Source organism: Halomonas sp. TG39a (assembly GCF_000744395.1).
Classification (GTDB): Bacteria; Pseudomonadota; Gammaproteobacteria; order Pseudomonadales; family Halomonadaceae; genus Vreelandella; species Vreelandella ventosae_B.
The window spans coordinates 2,196,102-2,214,832 of sequence record NZ_JQLV01000001.1 but is presented as its reverse complement, the minus strand read 5'-3'; the positions used below and the strand labels follow the sequence as shown (position 1 = coordinate 2,214,832).

Sequence of the window (18,731 nt, the reverse complement as noted above, 5' to 3'; positions counted from 1 at the left end):
GTGCCAATGAGGAAGAACTTTGAACATTACAGATTTACCTTTCGGGGTCACCGATTGGTCTGAAGTTGAGAGGACTGAACACTCCGGAGAGCATGGAGTTGCTTATTGGAGGACTCGAAATTTCGGGGATATTCGGGTTCGTATGGTTGAGTATAGTCCTGGGTATCTGGCTGATCATTGGTGCGCTAAAGGGCACATATTGCTCTGCCTTGAAGGTGAGTTGCATACTGAGCTAGACGATGGGCGTTGCTTTGTTCTGACGCCTGGTTCGAGCTATCAAGTTGCCGACAATGCCGAACTTCATCGTTCTTCGACGGCGCAGGGTGCTAAGTTGTTCGTTGTCGACTAGCATCGCATAAACGCTGTGTTGATCCGGCGATTGGTCTTTAGTCTTGAATCTCCGACAGAGGAAGAGCTGAAATCCGACTGGTTATTTGAGGCTCGCAAGAGAGCAGAAGAACTTGATAATGGGTCGGTGCAAGCTGTGCCCGGTGACGACGTTACGAGGACGGCTCGAGCACTGATCAAATGAACTATTTTTTTCACCCGGCAGCGGAAGCCGAGTTTCTGGAATCAGTCGGTTACTACGAGTCGAAAGTTCTAGGGTTGGGTGGTGCCTTTGTAGAGGAATTTGAGGCCCTGGCCGTATTGATTGACGAGTCGCCAGAAGTTTGGCAAATCCAGCTTGAGCCAGACATTCGCAGAGCTCCCCTTCATCGATTTCCACTATCAATCGTCTACCGAAAGCACCCTGGAGGTTTCCAGGTTCTTGATGTTGCACATGACCGACGACGCCCATATTACTGGCTGACCAGGCTTTAACAAGGGCGTTATGAGTGAGCATCCACGAGGAAGGAGCCAACGATGTTTGAGGTAAAAGCAACCCAACATGTGCTGGCGGTTAACGATCTTGAGGCGACCGAGAGCTACTTTCTCGACAAGCTTGGATTTTCCCTACGTTTCCGTGTGGATGGCTGGTCGTTCCTTAGCCTTGGCAGTTTTCACATTATGTTGGGGCACTGGCCGGACGAACTTCCTGCCCGTGATACGCACGAGCATTCCTATTTTGCGTATCTAAACTGTGAAGGTATAGATGAACTTTACCAAAATTATCAGCAGCGTGGCGCCGAAATTTTCCAGGCAATAGCTGATAAGCCTTGGGGGCTACGTGAGTTTGGTGTAGCAACCCCAGAGGAGCATCGAATCATGTTTGGTCAAGATCGCCAACTGGGTAACTGATGCCTGCGGCGTTATTATGTCGGTACGTGTTGCAACGCCGATAAGCTAAAAGGAGCTGTTTATGCGTGCTGCGGAAACACTTTGCTCACAGGATGCGGTGATCGCCGTGGATGTGCAGAACGATTTCTGCCCTGGCGGCGCGCTGGGTATTGACGGTGGCGATGCGGTGGTGCCGGTGCTGAATGATTGGTTGGAAAAGGCCGCCCAGCAGGGTGCTCTGGCCGTGGTTTCCCGGGACTGGCACCCGGTGGATCATTGCTCCTTTGAGTCCCAAGGAGGTCCTTGGCCACCACATTGCCTTCAGGATACAGAAGGCGCTGCTTTTCATCCGGACCTGCAATTGCCGCCGAATACCGTGCGCGTTAGCAAGGGTACGGCATTTGATCGCGACGCCTACTCCGCTTTTGATGGCACCGGCCTTCAAGGCTTTCTAGAAAGCCGGGGGATCAAACGCGTTTGGATTGGAGGGCTGGCCTGCGATATCTGCGTTAAGGCTACCGTGCTAGATGCCTGCAAGTTCGGTTTTGAAACCCACTTAATCGCCGATGCCACCCGCGCAGTCAATGCGGAGCAATTGGGCGCCGTGATGGATGAAATGCGCGAAGCCGGGGCGATTATCGAAGACAGCGCGTGAACTGTAGTTGAGCGGAGCTGCTCTGTTCAGACCGCATTTCCGGTATTTGCCGCAGTAAAGGATGGCCTTCATCAGCGAGTGTGACGCAATGCATCGTATATAGACGGGGGAGTTTATGAGCGATAAGAGCCGAGTCAGCGTTCAGTGCGTGGTGGGCGATATTGCCCAACAGTCCGATGTAGACGCTGTGATTAATGCTGCCAATGCGCAATTGCGAACCGGTGGTGGTGTAGCAGGGGCGCTTCATCGCGCAGCCGGGCCCGGCTTAGCGGAAGAGGGGCGGCTTATTGCGCCCATCGTCCCGGGCCAAGCGGTACTCACTGGCGGCCATAACCTGCCCAATCGCTGGGTGATTCACTGCCTGGGCCCGGTATACGGCGTCGACAAGCCGGGGGATCAACTGCTGGCGGACTGCTACCGCAACGCGCTGAAACTTGCCGAGGAGAATGATATTGAGCGGCTGGCTTTCCCGGCACTCTCTACTGGCGCCTTTGGCTATCCAACGGAAGAAGCCGCTCAAGTGTGTGCGGCTACCCTTGAAGCCACACTCCCCAGCTTGCATAAAGTGCGCCTGATCCGTTTCGTACTGTTTAACGAAGCGGCTCGGCAGACTCTCCACAAAGCATTGGCTCAACGCTTGACCATTGATCCAGTAGAACCGTAGTTTCGGTGTCTTTTGGGCGAGAGTTACATAACCCTGCGCAGTGATTGGATTATTTGTCAGCAGGCGCTTTATTGCCGCTGGCGAGCTTAGACGCTAGTGTCCACTTGGAGGTAATCGGATGCCGGTTGATCAATCTTTAGTTGAGTGTTCATGTGGCCAAGTTGCCGTTGAGCTAGAGGGCGCGCCAATCTATTGCACTGTGTGCCATTGTGATGATTGCCAATTTGCGGCAGATGAACTTGCAAAACTCTTGCCGCCGGAGCCCATCATGGACCCATTTTTAGGTACCCAATATGTGCTTCATCGTAATGACCGATACGCCGTAGTGCGCGGTCATGAGTATCTCCATCCTTATAAATTTCGGGATAAATCGCCAACGAGTCGTATGGTGGCAACATGCTGCAATTCACCTCTTTTTGTCTCCTTTGAAAATTCGCAGCACTGGATCTCGTTGTATCGCCAACGATTTGTAGACGAAGCACCGCCTCTCCAGTCACGTATCGCCACCAAGTTTCTCAAGGATCCCAGCACTCTTCCAACTGATCCGCCTGCCTATAAGTCATTTCCTTTGAAGCTGATCGTACGCCTAGTTGTCAGTAGGCTTCAGATGATTATTGGCCGCTAACGTGAGACGCACCAACAGGGATAGGCCATCTTCGTTGCGCCAGTGCCTTGGCGACAAAGCTAAGCGTGCTGTTATCTACCCATTTGATCCAAGATACACGCGCTCTTAGCGGAAGTTCTCATAGATTAAAGGGGGGGGGGCAATATTGAAGGATCAATTTTGAGCTATCTTGGCTTTTGAGGGTTGAACACGAATATCTGAAGGAGATAAATATGGCATCCACCACACAGCTTCATGGGGCCTGTCTTTGCGGGATTGTCAGCGTTACTGTTGCCACCAAAAGCAACCATGTCGGCGTTTGTCACTGCTCGATGTGTAGAAAGTGGGGTGGTGGCCCGTTGTTTGCGGTTGAGTTTGCCGGTGGTGTGGACTTTAAAGGCTCCGAGTATATATCCACCTTCAGTTCCTCTGAGTGGGCTGAGCGTGGTTTCTGCCAGAAATGTGGCACCCACCTTTTTTATCGCTTAAAGCAGGATGGGCATTATGCGCTTCCCGTTGGGCTTCTTGATGGTGCGGATGATTGGAAAATAACCGAGCAAATATTTATCGATCAAAAGCCGCGTTACTATTCACTAGCAGAAAAAACCAAGCAGTTGACCGGCGAAGAAGTGTTCGCCCAGTTTGGTGAATAGGGAGGCAATTCAGGAGCCGGCTGAACGACGCCCGGTGGCACCTCAGCTAAACCCCGGCACCGCTTCGCGCTGCTCCCGCGGGTGCGCCTGAGGCTTACCACGCGCTACAAAAACCCACAAAGCCAGATGTGTGCACATACCGTAGCGTGTGGCCATGAGAAAGCGAGTTCTACGAGCGCTACACATAGGGCTTATTTTATAGGGCTCTCACCCCGCGTATTTTCCAGCTCCTCAATCATCATTTGCGCCGCATTGGACAGCGTTCGGTTGGTATGCACCAAGTACCCCAGCGGGCGGTAAATAGGCGGGGTGTCTACTTTTAGCTCAACCAGTTCGCTGTCGATCATTTTTTCCGGTAGCAGGCTCCAACCTAAGCCCACGCTGCACATCATCTTTAGCGTTTCTAAATAGTTGGTTGCCATGCTCACCGGCAGTTCCAGGCCCGCTTGGCTAAAACGCTGCGCGATAAGGGATCCTGTAAAGGTCTTCGCCCCCGGCATCACGCAGTTGTATTCGCATAGATCGGTCAGTGACAGAACGCTTTGAGAGACCTGGTGGGTAAGAGGGTGATCGATAGCGCAGGCAAAACAGAGCCGGTCGCGCCACAGCTCTACCACCTGCAGTTGCTCATGAGGGTGGGGCGCCAGCGTCACCACGGCCATTTCCAGGGTGCCGTCCAGCACTCCCTGGTAAGCCTGTTCGGAATCCAGAAAGTGCAGGTCTAGCGTAACCTCTGGGTGGCGCTGGGTGTACTGCTTTAATAGCGGTGGTAAGCGATGCAGGCCAATATGGTGGCTAGTGGCCAGGGTGAGTTTGCCGCCTACTTGGCCAGAAAGGTTGGCCAACGCGCGGCGGCTATCTTCTACGCTAAACAGTATCCGCCGCGCTTGGGGTAGCAGCACGCTACCGGCTTCGGTTAACGCAATACGCCGACTAATACGATCAAACAGCCGTGTACCCACCTGGGACTCTAGCGTGGCAATGCGTTTGCTTACCGCAGGCTGGGTTAGGTGCAGCTGTTCAGCCGCGCGTGAGAAACTTTGCGTATCTGCCACGGCCAAAAAGGCTTGTAAGCTTTGGGTATCCAAGGGCTGCTCCCTAATTAGCTATTCCAGTTTGGAATCTAAACTATGAATAACATGAATTGCTTTTATGCGCGAGTCGCGTGACACTGACCCACAAGCAATTTAAGCAGCCCATAGAGGCGGCCATACCGAACTAGCAGTGCACTGCCCAGGAGAGTCACATGTCAGGTCAAACCCTTTACGACAAGCTTTGGAATCAACACTTGGTGAAGCAGCGCGATGACGGCACTGCGTTGATCTACATCGACCGCCAGTTGCTTCATGAAGTGACCTCGCCTCAAGCGTTTGAAGGCCTGCGTTTAGCTAATCGTAAGCCGTGGCGTTTGGATGCCAATTTAGCCACGCCCGACCATAACGTGCCAACGACCATTAAAGAGCGTGCCGAGGGCAACAGCGGGATTAAAGATCCGGTGTCACTGATTCAGGTGCAAACCCTGGACGACAACTGCCTTGAGTACGGCATCGAAGAGTTCAAAATCAACGATCCGCGCCAGGGCATTGTGCACGTGGTTGGCCCCGAACAGGGCGCAACGCTGCCAGGAATGACCGTGGTGTGTGGCGACTCTCATACCGCCACCCACGGGGCTTTTGGTGCCTTGGCCCATGGTATTGGTACCTCGGAAGTTGAGCACGTCATGGCGACCCAGTGCTTGCTGGCGCAAAAAATGAAGAATATGCAGGTGCGCGTGGAGGGTGAATTAGGCCTGGGCGTGACTGCCAAAGACGTAGTGCTGGCGATTATCGGCAAGATCGGCACCGCAGGCGGCACTGGCTACGCCATTGAATTTGCTGGAAGTGCCATTGCCTCGCTCTCTATGGAAGGCCGCATGACTGTGTGCAATATGGCCATTGAAGCGGGCGCACGGGTCGGTCTGATCGCCGTAGACGACACCACCATCGATTATCTTGGTAAGCGCCCCTTTGCGCCGACCGCAGAACAGTGGGAAGCCGCAGTAGCCGACTGGCGCAATCTGGTCTCTGATGACGATGCGCAGTTCGATAAAGTGGTTACTTTGCAGGCTGAAGAGATCGAGCCACAGGTGAGCTGGGGTACCAGCCCGGAAATGGTCACCGGCATTTCCGGCCAAGTGCCCGACCCGTTAGCCGCGCTGGATGAAACCGTACAGCGCAGCCATACGCGAGCGCTTGAGTATATGGGCCTTCAGCCCAACCAGAAAATTACCGACATTAAGCTGGATAAGATTTTTATCGGTTCCTGCACCAACTCGCGTATTGAAGACTTGCGTGAAGCCGCCAAGGTGGCCAAGGGCAAAAAAGTCGCTGACTCTATCAAACTGGCCATGGTGGTGCCGGGCTCTGGCTTGGTGAAGCGCCAGGCAGAAGCGGAAGGGTTGGATAAAATCTTTATTGAAGCGGGTTTTGAGTGGCGTGAACCGGGCTGCTCCATGTGTTTGGCCATGAACGCGGATAAGTTGGGTGCCGGCGAACACTGCGCTTCGACCTCTAACCGTAACTTTGAAGGGCGGCAGGGCTACGGTGGCCGCACCCACTTGGTCAGCCCTGCCATGGCAGCGGCAGCGGCAATCGCCGGTCACTTTGTCGATGTCCGCAGCTTGCCCGCTAACGACGCCACTCACGCTCAGGAGGCCTAAGCCATGAAAAAATTTGAACGTTTTGGAGGTGTGGTTGCGCCCCTTGATCGCGCCAACGTCGATACCGATCTGATTATCCCGAAGCAGTTTTTGAAATCAATCAAGCGCACCGGCTTTGGCGTTAATCTGTTTGATGAATTGCGTTATTTGGATGAAGGCCAGCCGGGGCAGGATTGCTCGCAGCGCCCGCTCAATCCTGATTTCGTCTTGAACCAGCCGCGCTTCAAAGGTTCTGAAGTGCTGCTGGCGCGGCGTAACTTTGGTTGCGGTAGCTCCCGCGAACACGCGCCTTGGGCGCTGGAAGATTTCGGTTTCAAGGTGGTGATTGCGCCTAGCTTTGCCGATATCTTCTACAACAACTCGTTCAAGAACGGCATTTTGCTGATCACCTTCCCAGAAGATGTGGTCGATCGCCTGTTTGCTGAAGTGGAAGCCAACGAAGGCTACCAGTTGGATGTGGATTTAGAGAACCAGCGGGTGGTTACTCCCAGTGGTGAGATTTTAGAGTTTGAAGTGGATGAGTTCCGCAAACACTGCCTGCTGGAAGGGCTGGACGATATTGGCCTGACGCTAAAAGACGAAGACGCCATTCGTGCTTTTGAGCAGAAGCATAAAGCCGCGCGCCCCTGGTTGTTCCGGCAGTCTGCCTAAACGCTTTCCAGTTTTCACAGTCAGTTTGATAGCGCGTTGCAACCCCATTGCAACGCGCAAAGCGGCCAAAGTCGCTTGATAACACGTTAAGGATTCAGCATGACGCATAAGGTTTTATTGCTGCCGGGTGATGGTATCGGCCCCGAGATTGCTGCTCAGGCGGCACGTTTGTTGAAGGCGTGCCAGGAAGCGGGCTTGGATATTGAAGTCGAAGAAGGCCTGGTGGGCGGCTCGGCCTATGATGTGCACGGCGAGCCGCTGCCTGCGGAAACCCTTGAAAAAGCCAAAGCCGCCAGCGCTATTCTGCTGGGGGCTGTGGGTGGTCCCAAGTGGGACAAAATTGAAGACCTCTCCAAGCGTCCTGAAAAAGGCCTGCTGGGTCTGCGTAAAAACCTGGGATTGTTCGGCAACCTGCGCCCAGCAATGCTTTACCCGCAGTTGGCCAGCGCTTCCAGCCTGAAGCCTGAGCTAGTGGCCGGGCTGGATATTATGATTGTCCGTGAACTCACCGGCGGTATCTATTTCGGCCAGCCCCGTGGCATTGAAGTGCGCAACGGTGAGCGAGTGGGCTTTAATACCTATATCTATTCTGAAAGCGAGATTGAGCGTATTGGCCGAGTGGCGTTTGAAATGGCCCAAAAGCGCGGCAAAAAACTTTGCTCAGTAGATAAAGCCAACGTGCTGGAAGTCACCATCTTGTGGCGGGAAGTGATGGAGCGTTTGGCGCCAGAGTACCCAGACGTAGAGCTCTCCCATATGTACGTGGATAACGCCGCCATGCAATTGGTGCGCGCGCCCAAGCAGTTTGACGTAGTGGTGACGGGCAATATGTTTGGCGACATTCTTTCCGATGCTGCCGCCATGCTCACCGGCTCCATTGGGATGCTGCCTTCAGCATCGCTTAACGAAAGCGGACAGGGCATGTACGAGCCTTGCCACGGCAGCGCGCCGGACATCGCCGGTCAAAACGTGGCTAATCCGCTGGCCATGATGCTGTCTGTTGCCATGATGCTGCGCTACTCATTAAACGAGAATGCCATGGCTGAGCGTATTGAAGCCGCTGTAGGCAGCGTGCTGGATGACGGCCTGCGCACGGCGGATATCGCCTCTGAAGGTATGCAGGCCATTGGTACCGATGCCATGGGCGATGCGGTGTTGGCTGCGTTTGCTAAGCAGTGAGTAAAGTCGTCGGGCTACTCCGGCGATAGGTCTACGAGGGGGCGCTGTAAACCCCTCCCTGGGCGCTACATTTGCCATCCATGGCAAATGACCCCCTCTACGACCTATCCTCGGCACCTTTGTTTGCTCAGCCATTAACATTAGCTGTTCAGTGCGGCTTCAAAATCACCGTAAAGAAGTGTGTATAATACAAGGACTCATTCTTTGCAGGAGGACTTCATATGTTGAAAGTCGGTTTCGTGGGATGGCGCGGCATGGTGGGTTCAGTGCTGATGCAGCGCATGCAGGAAGATGGTGATTTTAACGGCATTGAGCCGGTGTTTTTCACCACCTCCCAGGTAGGTCAGCCCGGCCCCGACATCGGTGTAGACGTCCCTCCGCTGAAAGACGCCTTTGATATTGAAGCGCTCAAGGCGCTGGATGTCGTTATCACCTGTCAGGGTGGCGATTACACCAAGCCGGTTTATAAAGATCTGCGCAGCGCAGGCTGGAAAGGCTACTGGATTGACGCTGCCAGCACGTTGCGTATGGAAGATGAAGCGACGATTGTGCTGGATCCGGTTAACCGCAGGGTGATCGACGACCAGCTAGCCAAAGGCGCCAAAACCTTTGTCGGTGGCAACTGCACCGTGAGCCTGATGTTGATGGGCTTGGGCGGTCTGTTTGAAGCCGATATGGTCGAGTGGATGACCTCCATGACCTATCAGGCGGCTTCTGGCTCGGGCGCTAAGCACATGCGCGAGTTGCTCAACCAAATGGGTACGCTGCGCGATAGCGTTGGCGAAGAGCTAAAAGATCCGTCAAGCGCAATTCTGGATATCGATCGTAAAGTCACCGCAGCGATGCGCAGCAACGACTTCCCGACCGATAACTTTGCCGCACCGCTGGCGGGTAGCCTGCTGCCGTGGATCGATACCAAGCTGGATAACGGCCAGAGCCGTGAAGAGTGGAAGGGCAGCGTTGAGACCAACAAGATTCTTGGTCTCGACAACAACCCGATCCCCATCGATGGTCTATGCGTGCGTATTGGTGCGATGCGTTCGCACAGCCAGGCGTTCACTATCAAGCTCAAGCACGATGTGCCGCTGGATGAGATCGAAGATCGCATCGCCAAGCACAACGAGTGGGTCAAGCTGATTCCCAACGATAAAGACGCCACCATTGCTGGCCTAACGCCTGCAGCTGCGACTGGTACGCTACAAGTGCCGGTTGGCCGTCTGCGTAAGCTGCAAATGGGCGGTGAATACCTCTCGGCATTCAGCGTGGGTGACCAGTTGCTGTGGGGCGCCGCAGAACCGCTGAAGCGGATGCTGAAGATCCTGCGCGAGCAGTAATTATTTGTTGTAGTACGGTATGTAGTACGCCAGTCGAAAACGGGAAGCTGCTCGCAGCTTCCCGTTTTTTTTGCTCTTATTCGCCACGTTAGTGGGAAAAACCGCTCTATTTCGTTAAGTTATGATAAAAAAGACGTAATACAATAATTGGGTATCAATGGTTAAAAGTAAGTGGGCATCAGGGAACATTCATGAAAAAAACACTGACATGGATGACATGGCTCTCGTTGAGTGCAATGAGTCCTATCGCGCTAGCCATTGGCTTAGGGCAGGCGAGTGTCAGCTCGTACCTGAATGCGCCTTTAGATGCCTCGATCCCGCTATTGGAAAGCAGTGATTACGCACTAGACAATATTCGTGTAGAGATTGCCGACCCCTCTGATTTCGCCACAGCAGGCCTTGAGTGGACGCCGTTAGCTGCCAGTGTACGTGCTCAGGTGGTGGAGTATCAGGGGCAGCGTCAGGTGCGCTTAAGTTCTGACCAAGCGATGCAGGAGCCCTGGCTTGATGTACTGTTAACGGTTGAGTATCCGGGCGGGCAACAGTTTCGCGATATCACATTGCTGTTTGATCCCCAGGGCTATTCTCAACAAGGCTATTCTCAGCAGGGTCGGTCGCAACAGGGCCAGGCTCAAACCGCTAGCCCCGTAGCGGTTGCCACTCCAGTTGCTGAGACTGGGCCCGCGACGCCTGCTCGTGCCAGCGGGAGTGCCCCCGGAAATAGCCGCGCTTACATAGGCAGTGGCGATACGTTATGGAGTGTTGCCGAACGTATTAAGCCCGACAAAGCAAGTGTTCAACAGATGATGGTTGCGCTACTGGAGGCCAATCCTGAGGTCTTCCCATCAGGCAATATAAATGACATGCGTGCCGGCCAAACGTTAGAAGTGCCTTACGCTGAACGCATTCTGGCACGCTCTCATGCTGATGCCGACACGGCGATTAAAGCCATGAATGAAGCCTGGCGGGCACGCCGCAATGGCTCGTTGCAGGCAGTGTCGCTACCCAAGGCTGAAACCGCCCCCGTTGCTGATGCCGCCATAGCCGACGCCCAAACCCTACAGACAAATGGGTCTAACCAACCTGATAGCGCGCTTGTCGCTGGCGGTTCGAAAGCGGTCTTGTCGGATGGTTCGGAACCCGACGAGCCAGAAGCGTTAACTCGTGCAGAGCTGACCGAGCAACTGCGCCTTAGCCAAGCGACGCTTCAGCAGGTGCTTGAAGAGCGTGAGTTGATGCGCGCAGAGCTTAACGAACTGCGTGGCGAGGTCACCTCGCTGACCCAGGCGCTAAGCGAGGCATTGGCGGCTCAAGAGCCATCGCCAGAGCCACTCGCTGCCACTTTGAATGTTGTGGACAGGGACGAGACGGATGGCCCGGGTATCGCTGCTTTAATTGAACGCTACCAGTGGTCGCTGGCGTTGGCGGCCATTGCACTGCTGGTAGCGCTATTAGTGTGGCTACGTAAACGCCGGGAAGAGACCTGGGATGACGTTCCGCTTGTTGAGCCAGTGGTGAAGCCAACGGTGTCGCCCAGCGCCGCGACTATGCCTGACAACGAACCAGAGCCCCAGGCTGAGGCCGCCGATGCTCCGGCCACTAACGACGAGCAGCCATTAGATACCGACCAGTGGCTGGTCGACGATCAAGCGCAGATGCCAGCGCAAGATGACACTCTACGCTATGAAAAAAGCCAAGCGTCGGGACTGGCTGAGCAGGGGCGTCAGCGACGGTTCGGGCTGCATGCCGTGGCCACTGACAGCTCTGAAAGCGTTTCATTGGCGCCTCCGCCGAGTGCTGCCCCCATGAGCCAGCGGCTGGCTTCTATCGGTACGGGTTTACCCGCGTCTGAACCAGCGGCGGCTGCGCAGCCAACCGAGAAGCCATCGGTTGCCGCTGAGGATCCCGGCCATCGCTTTATCGATTACCATCCGCCGATCTTAAACAGCGCTTCCAATAGCCCTTCAAATAGCTTTTCAGACAGCCAGGATGGCCCTCGCATTGAGACCCCAATGCAGCCCACGGTAGCGCTTGCCAGTGAGCCGCATGCGGAACCGGTGCCTCCGGCGAAACACCCGCGTCGGCCGGTCGAGGAGGAGTGGGAAATTGAAGAGGTAGCATTCAAGCCGCGAGGGCTGGATAATAGTGATCCTTCAAAATCTTCAACATGATGTGGCTTGATGACGCTGTTCTATCACTTCGATGAGAAAATTCCGCTTACTGGCCGCTTGGCAATGGGTATCGAGTACGACGGTACCCGCTACTGCGGTTTTCAGCGCTTAAACCACGCCGCATCGGTTCAGGCGTCGCTAGAGGATGCGCTGTCCAAGGTGGCCAATGAGTCCATTCGGGTGAACGCTAGCGGGCGCACAGATTCGGGTGTGCACGCGACGCGCCAAATCGTTCATTTTGACCCGCCGGTGGGGCGCTCTGAAAAAGCCTGGATCTTTGGCGCTAATACCCAGTTGCCCCGCGATATCGCCGTGCGTTGGGTAAAGCCCGTAGGCGACGACTTCCACTCACGCCTGTGTGCCCTGGGGCGCCGTTACCGCTACGTGCTGCTGAACCAGATTAGTCGCCCCGTATTAGAGCGGGCCAATGTGACCTGGTGCCGGGATCCGTTAGACGCCGATGCCATGCACCGGGCCGCCCAGGCGCTGGTAGGGGAGCATGATTTTTCCAGCTTCCGCGCCGCTGGCTGTCAATCGAAATCCCCCTGGCGGCATATGCACTTTGTCGACGTAAAGCGCTACGGCCAACTGGTGATGATCGATATTCAAGGCAATGCGTTTTTGCACCATATGATTCGTAACATCGCCGGGGCACTGGTGAGTGTAGGGCGTGGTGCTCAGAGTGAGACCTATATTGGCGAACTGCTGGCGCTGCAAAACCGCCGCAAAGGCGATGTCACCGCGCCTGCTTGTGGGTTGCATTTTGTCGATTCGGTTTACGATGAGCGCTTTGATCTGCCCAAAGAGCCGCTGGGGCCGCATCTGCTCTCATTTACCGGTGAATGGACCGGGGAGCGCGAGTTGCCTGATACGCCGCGGATAGCTTATCGGCGCAATCGTTCGCTTCGCCATCCGGCTGCTAACCCTGAGCAGGAGGTGCCGTCATGAGTGCTGCTGCGCTAATCCGTACCCGCATCAAGTTCTGCGGCTTTACCCGCGGCGAGGATATTGACCGCGCCGTGGCGCTGGGCGTGGACGCCTTGGGGTTCGTTATGTGGCCGAAAAGTGCCCGCAGCGTGAGTGTTGAGCAACTGGCCGCGCTGTCTGCCCGGGTACCCGCCTTTGTGACCCGGGTGGGGCTGTTCGTTGACCAGCCTGCTGAGCTCATCGAGCAGTGCTTACCCTATCTCGATATGCTCCAGTTTCACGGCAATGAAACGCCCGAGGAGTGTCAGCGCTTTGCGCTACCCTGGATGAAAGCGCTGCGTATGCGCGATGAGATAGATCTAGCCCATGAGGCAGAGCGCTATCATCAGGCCCAGGCGCTGCTGTTAGATGCCTATCGACCGGGAACGCCGGGGGGCACGGGAGAGATCTTTGATTGGTCGAGAATCCCCGCAAATCTTGCAAAACCTGTTATCCTCGCCGGTGGGTTGAGTGCTGCTAACATTGCTGACGCTGTGCGTCAGGTAGCGCCTTATGCAGTGGATGTGTCGGGTGGTATTGAAGCCTCCCACGGCTGTAAAGATGCCGACAAGATGGCGTCTTTCGTTCGTTATGTAGCGTTAGCCGACGCTCGTTAGAGTACGCTGCGCAGTGACGTGTACTGAATCTGCTGCGTTATTAGTGAGTTCATTTATTGTTTGCCTGTTCTGGCGATCTTGTGAGGTATCTCTGTGACAGTTTCTGCGACGCCTGCTCCGAAAACTAAATTCAGCGATCTGACCCGAATGCCGGATGCCCGCGGTCATTTTGGCCCCTACGGCGGTCGGTTCGTGTCAGAAACTCTCAGCTTTGCGTTGGAAGAGTTGGAGAAAACCTACTTAAGCCTGCGTGATGACCCCGACTTCCAGGCCGAGTTTGACTACGACCTTGCCCACTACGTAGGACGTCCGTCACCGCTTTACCACGCCAAGCGCTGGTCGGCGAGTCTTGGCGGTGCGCAGATTTGGTTGAAGCGCGAAGACCTGAATCATACCGGCGCTCACAAGGTCAACAACACCATTGGTCAGGCACTACTGGCCAAAAAAACCGGCAAGCCGCGGATTATCGCTGAAACCGGGGCGGGCCAGCATGGCGTTGCCTCTGCGACCGTGGCCGCTCGCTTAGGGCTTGAGTGCGACGTCTATATGGGCGCTGAAGATGTCCAGCGCCAGAAGCTAAACGTCTATCGTATGCGCCTGCTGGGCGCTCGGGTCATTCCGGTGGAGTCCGGTACCCGTACCCTTAAAGACGCCATGAACGAAGCGCTGCGTGACTGGGTCACCAACGTTGATAACACCTTTTATATCATCGGTACCGTGGCTGGCCCGCACCCTTATCCACTGCTGGTGCGCGATTTCAATGCGGTGGTGGGGCGTGAAGCGCGCCGCCAGTCGCTTGAGCAGATTGGCCGTCTACCCGATGCGCTGATTGCCTGTGTGGGCGGTGGCTCCAACGCCTTGGGTCTGTTCTACCCCTTTGTGGAAGATGACGACGTGGCCATGTACGGCGTCGAAGCCGGTGGTGATGGCGTGGAAACCGGCCGTCATGCGGCGCCGCTGGCATCCAATGCCCCCCGCGGCGTGCTGCACGGTAACCGCACCTACTTAATGTCAGATGAAGCCGGGCAGGTATCTGATACCCACTCGATTTCGGCCGGTCTGGATTATCCGGGCGTGGGCCCAGAGCACGCGCTATGGAAAGACGTGGGGCGGGTCTCCTACGTGGCGGCAAACGATAAAGAAGTGCTCGAAGCGTTCCGCGAGCTGACCCACATGGAGGGTATTATGCCCGCCCTTGAGTCAGCTCACGCGTTGGCTCACGCCAAGGTATTGGCGCCTACCATGCGTCCTGACCAGCATATCGTGGTCAACCTCTCCGGGCGTGGCGACAAAGACATCATGACAGTTGCTAAGATTGATGGCATCGAATTTTAAGGGCGAGCATGAACCGTATTGATCAGCGTTTCAGTGAACTTAAGCAGCAGGGTCGCAAGGCCCTGATCCCTTACATTACCGCAGGGGATCCGGCGCCGCAGTACACCGTGGGCTTTATGCATGCATTGGTGGAAGCAGGCGCCGATGTGATTGAGCTAGGTGTGCCTTTTTCCGACCCCATGGCCGATGGCCCGGTGATTCAAAAAGCCTGTGAACGTGCTTTAAAGCAGGGCACACGGCTGGTTGACCTCATGCAAATGGTCAAAGAATTCCGCCAAACCGATACCACCACGCCGGTGGTGCTGATGGGGTATTTGAATCCTATTGAGCGGATTGGCTACGAGAACTTTGCCGATCAAGCCGCCAGCGTAGGCGTTGACGGCGTGCTGATAGTGGATATGCCCCCGGAAGAGGCCGAAGAGATTGGGCCGCTGCTGAAATCTCGGCATTTAGCAGCGATTTTTCTCGTTGCGCCTACCACTTCGCACCAGCGTGCCGCTACAATATGCGCCCATGGTGAAGGCTACCTCTACTATGTTTCGCTGAAAGGCGTGACCGGTGCCGCCACCCTGAACGCAGACGATGTAGCCGAGCACCTGGCGCCGCTGCGGGGGATGACCGATTTGCCGCTATGTGTTGGTTTCGGCATCCGCGATGGTGTGACTGCTGCGGAAGTCGCTAAAGTCGCCGATGGTGTGATTGTAGGCAGCGCTTTGGTTAACCGCATTGCTGAAAGTGTCGATGCGCCGGAAACCATTGCAGGCCAGTTGAAAAGTGTATTAGCAGAGATGCGTACGGCGATGGATGCCTAAAGCAGCACGCTTTATCGCCTATACTGAATAGATTAACGACACTCATCAAGCCTGGTTTTGCCGGGCGTTGACGTATAACGGAAGCCTTTTTGATATGAGCTGGTTAGACAAGATCGTACCCTCCATGGGTCGTATCCAGCGTAAAGACCGTCGCGCTAGCGTGCCCGACGGCCTCTGGCGTAAATGTCCCAAGTGCGAAGCGGTTCTCTATCTCCCTGAGCTAGAGAAACATAACAGCGTATGCCCCAAGTGCGATCATCACCTGCGCTTGACGGCACGCAAACGCTTGGACTGGTTCTTGGATAAAGCAGGACGCGAAGAGATTGCGGCGGAAATCGAACCTGTTGATCGATTGAAGTTCCGCGACTCTAAAAAATACAAAGACCGCCTGACCGCGGCGCAAAAAGACACTGGCGAGAAAGATGCGCTGGTCGCTATGCGCGGTGAGTTGGATGGTCTGCCGGTGGTCGCCGTTGCCTTTGAGTTCACCTTTATGGGTGGCTCAATGGGGGCGGTGGTCGGCGAGAAATTTATTCGCGCCGCTACCCTGGCCCTGGAAGAGAATATCCCGCTGGTGTGTTTTGCCGCCTCTGGTGGTGCGCGCATGCAGGAAGCGCTGTTCTCGTTGATGCAGATGGCTAAAACCTCCGCCGCGCTCGAAAAGCTCAAGCAAGCGGGTGTGCCGTACATTTCGGTGCTCACTGATCCCGTCTTTGGCGGTGTTTCAGCCTCGTTGGCAATGCTAGGTGATTTGAACATTGCCGAACCCAATGCCTTGATTGGTTTTGCTGGCCCGCGGGTTATCGAACAAACGGTGCGTGAAACCTTGCCGGAAGGTTTCCAGCGCAGTGAGTTCCTGCTCGAACACGGCACTGTCGATATGATCGTCCATCGCCATGAAATGCGTGCTCGCGTGGGCAGTGTGCTGCGTAAGCTAACGCACCACGATGCGACCCCGGTGAGTTCGATAACCCCTGATGATGCTGACGTAGTGGAGCCGATCGTCGAGGAAGCTACCTTAGCGGATACTGCTAACGTCACTTTTGAAAAGGTCGATGCGACCAAGCAGGATACCACTTCCGCTAAGAGTGATGATCATTCACGCAATGCCTGACTCTCTAGAACCACACGCTCTACAGCCATACTCTTTACAGCAGTGGCTCCAGCATTTGGAAACGCTGCACCCGGTAGGGATTGATATGGGCCTGGAGCGGGTCTCTGAGGTGGCAAAACGTATGGGGCTGCTCGCAAGCCCCATCGCCCCTCGCGTTATTACGGTAGCAGGCACCAATGGTAAGGGCTCAACCCTTGCCATGATTGATAGCGTTGCCCGTGCCCATGGTTGGCGTGTGGGTACCTATACTTCCCCTCATTTATTGCGCTACAACGAACGCGTTAAAATCGACGGTCAGGAAGCCGACGACCAACTGCTTGTGCAGGGGTTTGAGCAGGTGGAGCGTGCGCGCTTGCAGGATAGTGAAATCAGCCTCACCTATTTTGAAGCGGGTACGCTGTGTGGTCTGTGGTGCCTGGTCAATGCAGAGCTTGATCTTGCGGTACTGGAAGTCGGGCTGGGTGGGCGCCTAGATGCGGTTAATATTGTTGATGCGGATGTGGCTATCGTCACCACCATCGCTCAGGATCACGCTAACTTTTTGGGCACCGACTTAGCCCAGATAGGGCGTGAAAAAGCCGGTATTTTTCGGCCCAATCGGCCCGCCGTGTTAGGTAGTCAAACGTTGCCAGAAAGCGTTGCTGAGTGTGCCCAGGCGCTTACCGCGCCCACGTTTAGTTTGGGCCAGCAATTTACCCATCAGGCGATGGCGGGTGAACGCTCCCAATGGCGCTGGCAGGGGCAGTATCTGGATGGTCAACCCATTGTTATTGAGGAACTTCCCGATCCTGGGCTGCCTGTTGATAACGCTGCCAGCGCTTTACAGTCGCTTGTGCTTGCCGGGCTTGAGTTAGAGAAATCACGTGTGCAAGCAGCGCTTGGTTCGGTGCAGTTGGCAGGACGGTTGCAATGGGTTGGCCCCTGGTGCCTGGATGTGGGGCATAATCCTCATGCCGCCGAGTATGTCGTTCGCCATTTGCCATCACCGCCGGAAGGTGGTCGCCAGTGGGGTCTTATCGGCATGTTGAATGATAAGGATATTGACGGTGTCATACAGGTGTTAGCGGCCCGCATTAATGATTGGGTGTGCGTGTCGCTTGGTGGCGAGCGAGGTTGCCAGGCAAGCGAGTTGTCGCAACGTATTATAGCTCAGGGAGGGCGGGTGCATTTTCGCGCCGATTCGCCGCAAGCAGGCGTCGATTGGCTCGCGCAAATGTTAACGCCCAATGATCGTGTCTTGGCCACCGGGTCGTTCTTTACAGTAGCGGCACTGTTAGCTCGGCCACTGCCAACAGGCGCTGCGTCGCTTGATGGAGACGGAAATGAAATACGGTAAAACGGAACGCATTAGCGGCATTGTGATTCTACTCGCGTTACTGGCGATCTTTGTGCCGTGGCTAATGAGTGATCCCGCTCCGAGGGAAGAGCGCCCCCAGCCGAGCTTTGTGATTGAACAGCCGGTTGAAGTGGAGCGCCGTGACGTGCCCGCGCCAGAAAGGCCTTCAACCATTGGTGAATCGTCGCTATCGTCGACCTCTCAAGGGGAGAGTGAAGAGGGCGATATCCCTATTGACGCCAATCCGCGGTTGCCGGAAACCGATCAAATCGCGGCTTCCAATCAGTCTTCCCGCCCAGAAGCGGCGGCCACCAGTGAAGCGGAAGAAACTCCGGCAACCCCCAATAGCGACCCTATCGCTGATTTAATCGCCAGTAATAGCAGCAGTGGTCAAAGCAGCGCTGGAGGCTCGGCGCAGAGCTCTTCAGTAGGCTCTTCACAAGGTTCATCGCAAAGCTCGTCATCTAGCGCATCGAGCCCCTCATCCAGCGCTCAGGGAGAGTGGGCAGTGCAAGTCGGCAGTTTTGGAGAGCCCGATAATGCACAGCGCCTTAGCGAACAGCTCTCTGGTGAGGGTTTTACTGTTTATCAGCGTGAGCGCGATAACAATATGACCACCGTCTTTGTGGGCCCTTATGCCACTTCTGAAGAGGGTGAGTCCGCCATGTCTTCGATTAAAGAGCGCGCTAATGTGCAGGGCCTGCTTGTTCGGGTAAGAGACTAA

General features: G+C 55.4%; 20 protein-coding genes. 19 read left to right on the top strand and 1 reads right to left on the bottom strand.

Translation table 11 applies throughout. The features are described 5' to 3' along the window. Positions 1-19: 19 nt before the first annotated feature. The 7 genes from U738_RS22920 to U738_RS09860 all read left to right on the top strand — a co-directional run bounded on the left by U738_RS22920 (position 20) and on the right by U738_RS09860 (position 3,794). Entirely contained in the window at positions 20-349 is a 330-nt protein-coding gene (locus U738_RS22920; RefSeq protein ID WP_081899077.1) for a DHCW motif cupin fold protein, read from the top strand. Positions 350-364: 15 nt separating this feature from the next. After that, entirely contained in the window at positions 365-532 is a 168-nt protein-coding gene (locus U738_RS23805; protein ID WP_442905669.1) for an addiction module protein, read from the top strand. A gap of 332 nt (positions 533-864) precedes the next feature. Next, the gene (locus U738_RS09875) at positions 865-1,239 is read left to right on the top strand and encodes a VOC family protein (RefSeq protein WP_035579736.1); all 375 of its coding nucleotides are present in this window, start codon (positions 865-867) and stop codon (positions 1,237-1,239) included. A gap of 61 nt (positions 1,240-1,300) precedes the next feature. Beyond that, positions 1,301-1,873, top strand: a complete 573-nt coding sequence (locus U738_RS09870) for a nicotinamidase (RefSeq protein WP_035579733.1) — start codon at positions 1,301-1,303, stop codon at positions 1,871-1,873. 115 nt (positions 1,874-1,988) lie between these two features. After that, positions 1,989-2,537, top strand: a complete 549-nt coding sequence (locus U738_RS09865) for a macro domain-containing protein (protein WP_035579731.1) — start codon at positions 1,989-1,991, stop codon at positions 2,535-2,537. A 118-nt stretch (positions 2,538-2,655) separates the two neighbouring features. Then, positions 2,656-3,162, top strand: coding sequence for a GFA family protein (locus tag U738_RS23200; protein WP_094584611.1), 507 nt, complete (start codon positions 2,656-2,658; stop codon positions 3,160-3,162). A gap of 212 nt (positions 3,163-3,374) precedes the next feature. Continuing rightward, positions 3,375-3,794: a GFA family protein gene (locus tag U738_RS09860; RefSeq protein ID WP_035579728.1), complete on the top strand. Its 420-nt coding sequence runs from the start codon at positions 3,375-3,377 to the stop codon at positions 3,792-3,794. A gap of 191 nt (positions 3,795-3,985) precedes the next feature. Here U738_RS09860 and U738_RS09855 read toward each other — a convergent pair whose 3' ends face one another. Continuing rightward, complete coding sequence (locus U738_RS09855) at positions 3,986-4,882, bottom strand: LysR family transcriptional regulator (protein ID WP_035579725.1); 897 nt, start codon at positions 4,880-4,882, stop codon at positions 3,986-3,988. Positions 4,883-5,040: 158 nt separating this feature from the next. On the opposite strand from U738_RS09855, the gene leuC reads away from it, so the two are divergent. The 12 genes from leuC (at position 5,041) to U738_RS09795 (ending at position 18,731) form a co-directional block, all read left to right on the top strand. Beyond that, positions 5,041-6,492, top strand: coding sequence for a 3-isopropylmalate dehydratase large subunit (leuC, locus tag U738_RS09850; RefSeq protein ID WP_035557379.1), 1,452 nt, complete (start codon positions 5,041-5,043; stop codon positions 6,490-6,492). A 3-nt stretch (positions 6,493-6,495) separates the two neighbouring features. Further along, on the top strand, positions 6,496-7,143 hold the full coding sequence (gene leuD, locus U738_RS09845) for a 3-isopropylmalate dehydratase small subunit (RefSeq protein WP_035579722.1): 648 nt from the start codon (positions 6,496-6,498) through the stop codon (positions 7,141-7,143). A gap of 99 nt (positions 7,144-7,242) precedes the next feature. Continuing rightward, positions 7,243-8,322 (top strand): 3-isopropylmalate dehydrogenase, encoded by a 1,080-nt coding sequence (leuB, locus tag U738_RS09840; RefSeq protein ID WP_035579719.1) that lies wholly within the window; start codon positions 7,243-7,245, stop codon positions 8,320-8,322. Between the two features lie 221 nt (positions 8,323-8,543). Next, positions 8,544-9,656 (top strand): aspartate-semialdehyde dehydrogenase, encoded by a 1,113-nt coding sequence (gene asd, locus U738_RS09835; RefSeq protein ID WP_035579717.1) that lies wholly within the window; start codon positions 8,544-8,546, stop codon positions 9,654-9,656. Positions 9,657-9,847: 191 nt separating this feature from the next. Next, positions 9,848-11,827 (top strand): FimV/HubP family polar landmark protein, encoded by a 1,980-nt coding sequence (locus U738_RS09830; protein ID WP_035579714.1) that lies wholly within the window; start codon positions 9,848-9,850, stop codon positions 11,825-11,827. A 9-nt stretch (positions 11,828-11,836) separates the two neighbouring features. Further along, complete coding sequence (truA, locus tag U738_RS09825; protein WP_035579712.1) at positions 11,837-12,775, top strand: tRNA pseudouridine(38-40) synthase TruA; 939 nt, start codon at positions 11,837-11,839, stop codon at positions 12,773-12,775. Then, complete coding sequence (locus U738_RS09820; RefSeq protein ID WP_035579709.1) at positions 12,772-13,410, top strand: phosphoribosylanthranilate isomerase; 639 nt, start codon at positions 12,772-12,774, stop codon at positions 13,408-13,410. Before truA ends, U738_RS09820 begins: the two co-directional genes overlap by 4 nt. A 147-nt stretch (positions 13,411-13,557) precedes the next feature. Further along, positions 13,558-14,745 carry a tryptophan synthase subunit beta gene (trpB, locus tag U738_RS09815; RefSeq protein WP_171051224.1) on the top strand — a complete coding sequence of 396 codons (1,188 nt, stop codon included), beginning with the start codon at positions 13,558-13,560 and terminating at the stop codon, positions 14,743-14,745. A gap of 8 nt (positions 14,746-14,753) precedes the next feature. Beyond that, positions 14,754-15,557, top strand: a complete 804-nt coding sequence (gene trpA, locus U738_RS09810; protein WP_035579702.1) for a tryptophan synthase subunit alpha — start codon at positions 14,754-14,756, stop codon at positions 15,555-15,557. Positions 15,558-15,651: 94 nt separating this feature from the next. Then, positions 15,652-16,671: an acetyl-CoA carboxylase, carboxyltransferase subunit beta gene (gene accD / locus U738_RS09805; protein WP_035579698.1), complete on the top strand. Its 1,020-nt coding sequence runs from the start codon at positions 15,652-15,654 to the stop codon at positions 16,669-16,671. Further along, positions 16,664-18,007 (top strand): bifunctional tetrahydrofolate synthase/dihydrofolate synthase, encoded by a 1,344-nt coding sequence (folC, locus tag U738_RS09800; protein ID WP_035579696.1) that lies wholly within the window; start codon positions 16,664-16,666, stop codon positions 18,005-18,007. The genes accD and folC overlap by 8 nt, the downstream gene beginning before the upstream one ends. Beyond that, positions 17,994-18,731 carry an SPOR domain-containing protein gene (locus U738_RS09795; protein ID WP_035579693.1) on the top strand — a complete coding sequence of 246 codons (738 nt, stop codon included), beginning with the start codon at positions 17,994-17,996 and terminating at the stop codon, positions 18,729-18,731. The genes folC and U738_RS09795 overlap by 14 nt, the downstream gene beginning before the upstream one ends.

What these genes read in the sequence shown, in the direction of transcription:
- U738_RS09830 (WP_035579714.1), top strand. Translation starts at nt 9,848, where the DNA reads ATGAAAAAAACACTGACATGGATGACATGGCTCTCGTTGAGTGCAATG.
- trpA (WP_035579702.1), top strand. Translation starts at nt 14,754, where the DNA reads ATGAACCGTATTGATCAGCGTTTCAGTGAACTTAAGCAGCAGGGTCGC.
- accD (WP_035579698.1), top strand. Translation starts at nt 15,652, where the DNA reads ATGAGCTGGTTAGACAAGATCGTACCCTCCATGGGTCGTATCCAGCGT.
- trpB (WP_171051224.1), top strand. Translation starts at nt 13,558, where the DNA reads ATGCCGGATGCCCGCGGTCATTTTGGCCCCTACGGCGGTCGGTTCGTG.
- U738_RS09875 (WP_035579736.1), top strand. Translation starts at nt 865, where the DNA reads ATGTTTGAGGTAAAAGCAACCCAACATGTGCTGGCGGTTAACGATCTT.
- asd (WP_035579717.1), top strand. Translation starts at nt 8,544, where the DNA reads ATGTTGAAAGTCGGTTTCGTGGGATGGCGCGGCATGGTGGGTTCAGTG.
- U738_RS09820 (WP_035579709.1), top strand. Translation starts at nt 12,772, where the DNA reads ATGAGTGCTGCTGCGCTAATCCGTACCCGCATCAAGTTCTGCGGCTTT.
- leuC (WP_035557379.1), top strand. Translation starts at nt 5,041, where the DNA reads ATGTCAGGTCAAACCCTTTACGACAAGCTTTGGAATCAACACTTGGTG.
- U738_RS09860 (WP_035579728.1), top strand. Translation starts at nt 3,375, where the DNA reads ATGGCATCCACCACACAGCTTCATGGGGCCTGTCTTTGCGGGATTGTC.
- leuB (WP_035579719.1), top strand. Translation starts at nt 7,243, where the DNA reads ATGACGCATAAGGTTTTATTGCTGCCGGGTGATGGTATCGGCCCCGAG.
- U738_RS09870 (WP_035579733.1), top strand. Translation starts at nt 1,301, where the DNA reads ATGCGTGCTGCGGAAACACTTTGCTCACAGGATGCGGTGATCGCCGTG.
- U738_RS23200 (WP_094584611.1), top strand. Translation starts at nt 2,656, where the DNA reads ATGCCGGTTGATCAATCTTTAGTTGAGTGTTCATGTGGCCAAGTTGCC.
- leuD (WP_035579722.1), top strand. Translation starts at nt 6,496, where the DNA reads ATGAAAAAATTTGAACGTTTTGGAGGTGTGGTTGCGCCCCTTGATCGC.
- folC (WP_035579696.1), top strand. Translation starts at nt 16,664, where the DNA reads ATGCCTGACTCTCTAGAACCACACGCTCTACAGCCATACTCTTTACAG.
- truA (WP_035579712.1), top strand. Translation starts at nt 11,837, where the DNA reads ATGACGCTGTTCTATCACTTCGATGAGAAAATTCCGCTTACTGGCCGC.
- U738_RS09865 (WP_035579731.1), top strand. Translation starts at nt 1,989, where the DNA reads ATGAGCGATAAGAGCCGAGTCAGCGTTCAGTGCGTGGTGGGCGATATT.
- U738_RS09795 (WP_035579693.1), top strand. Translation starts at nt 17,994, where the DNA reads ATGAAATACGGTAAAACGGAACGCATTAGCGGCATTGTGATTCTACTC.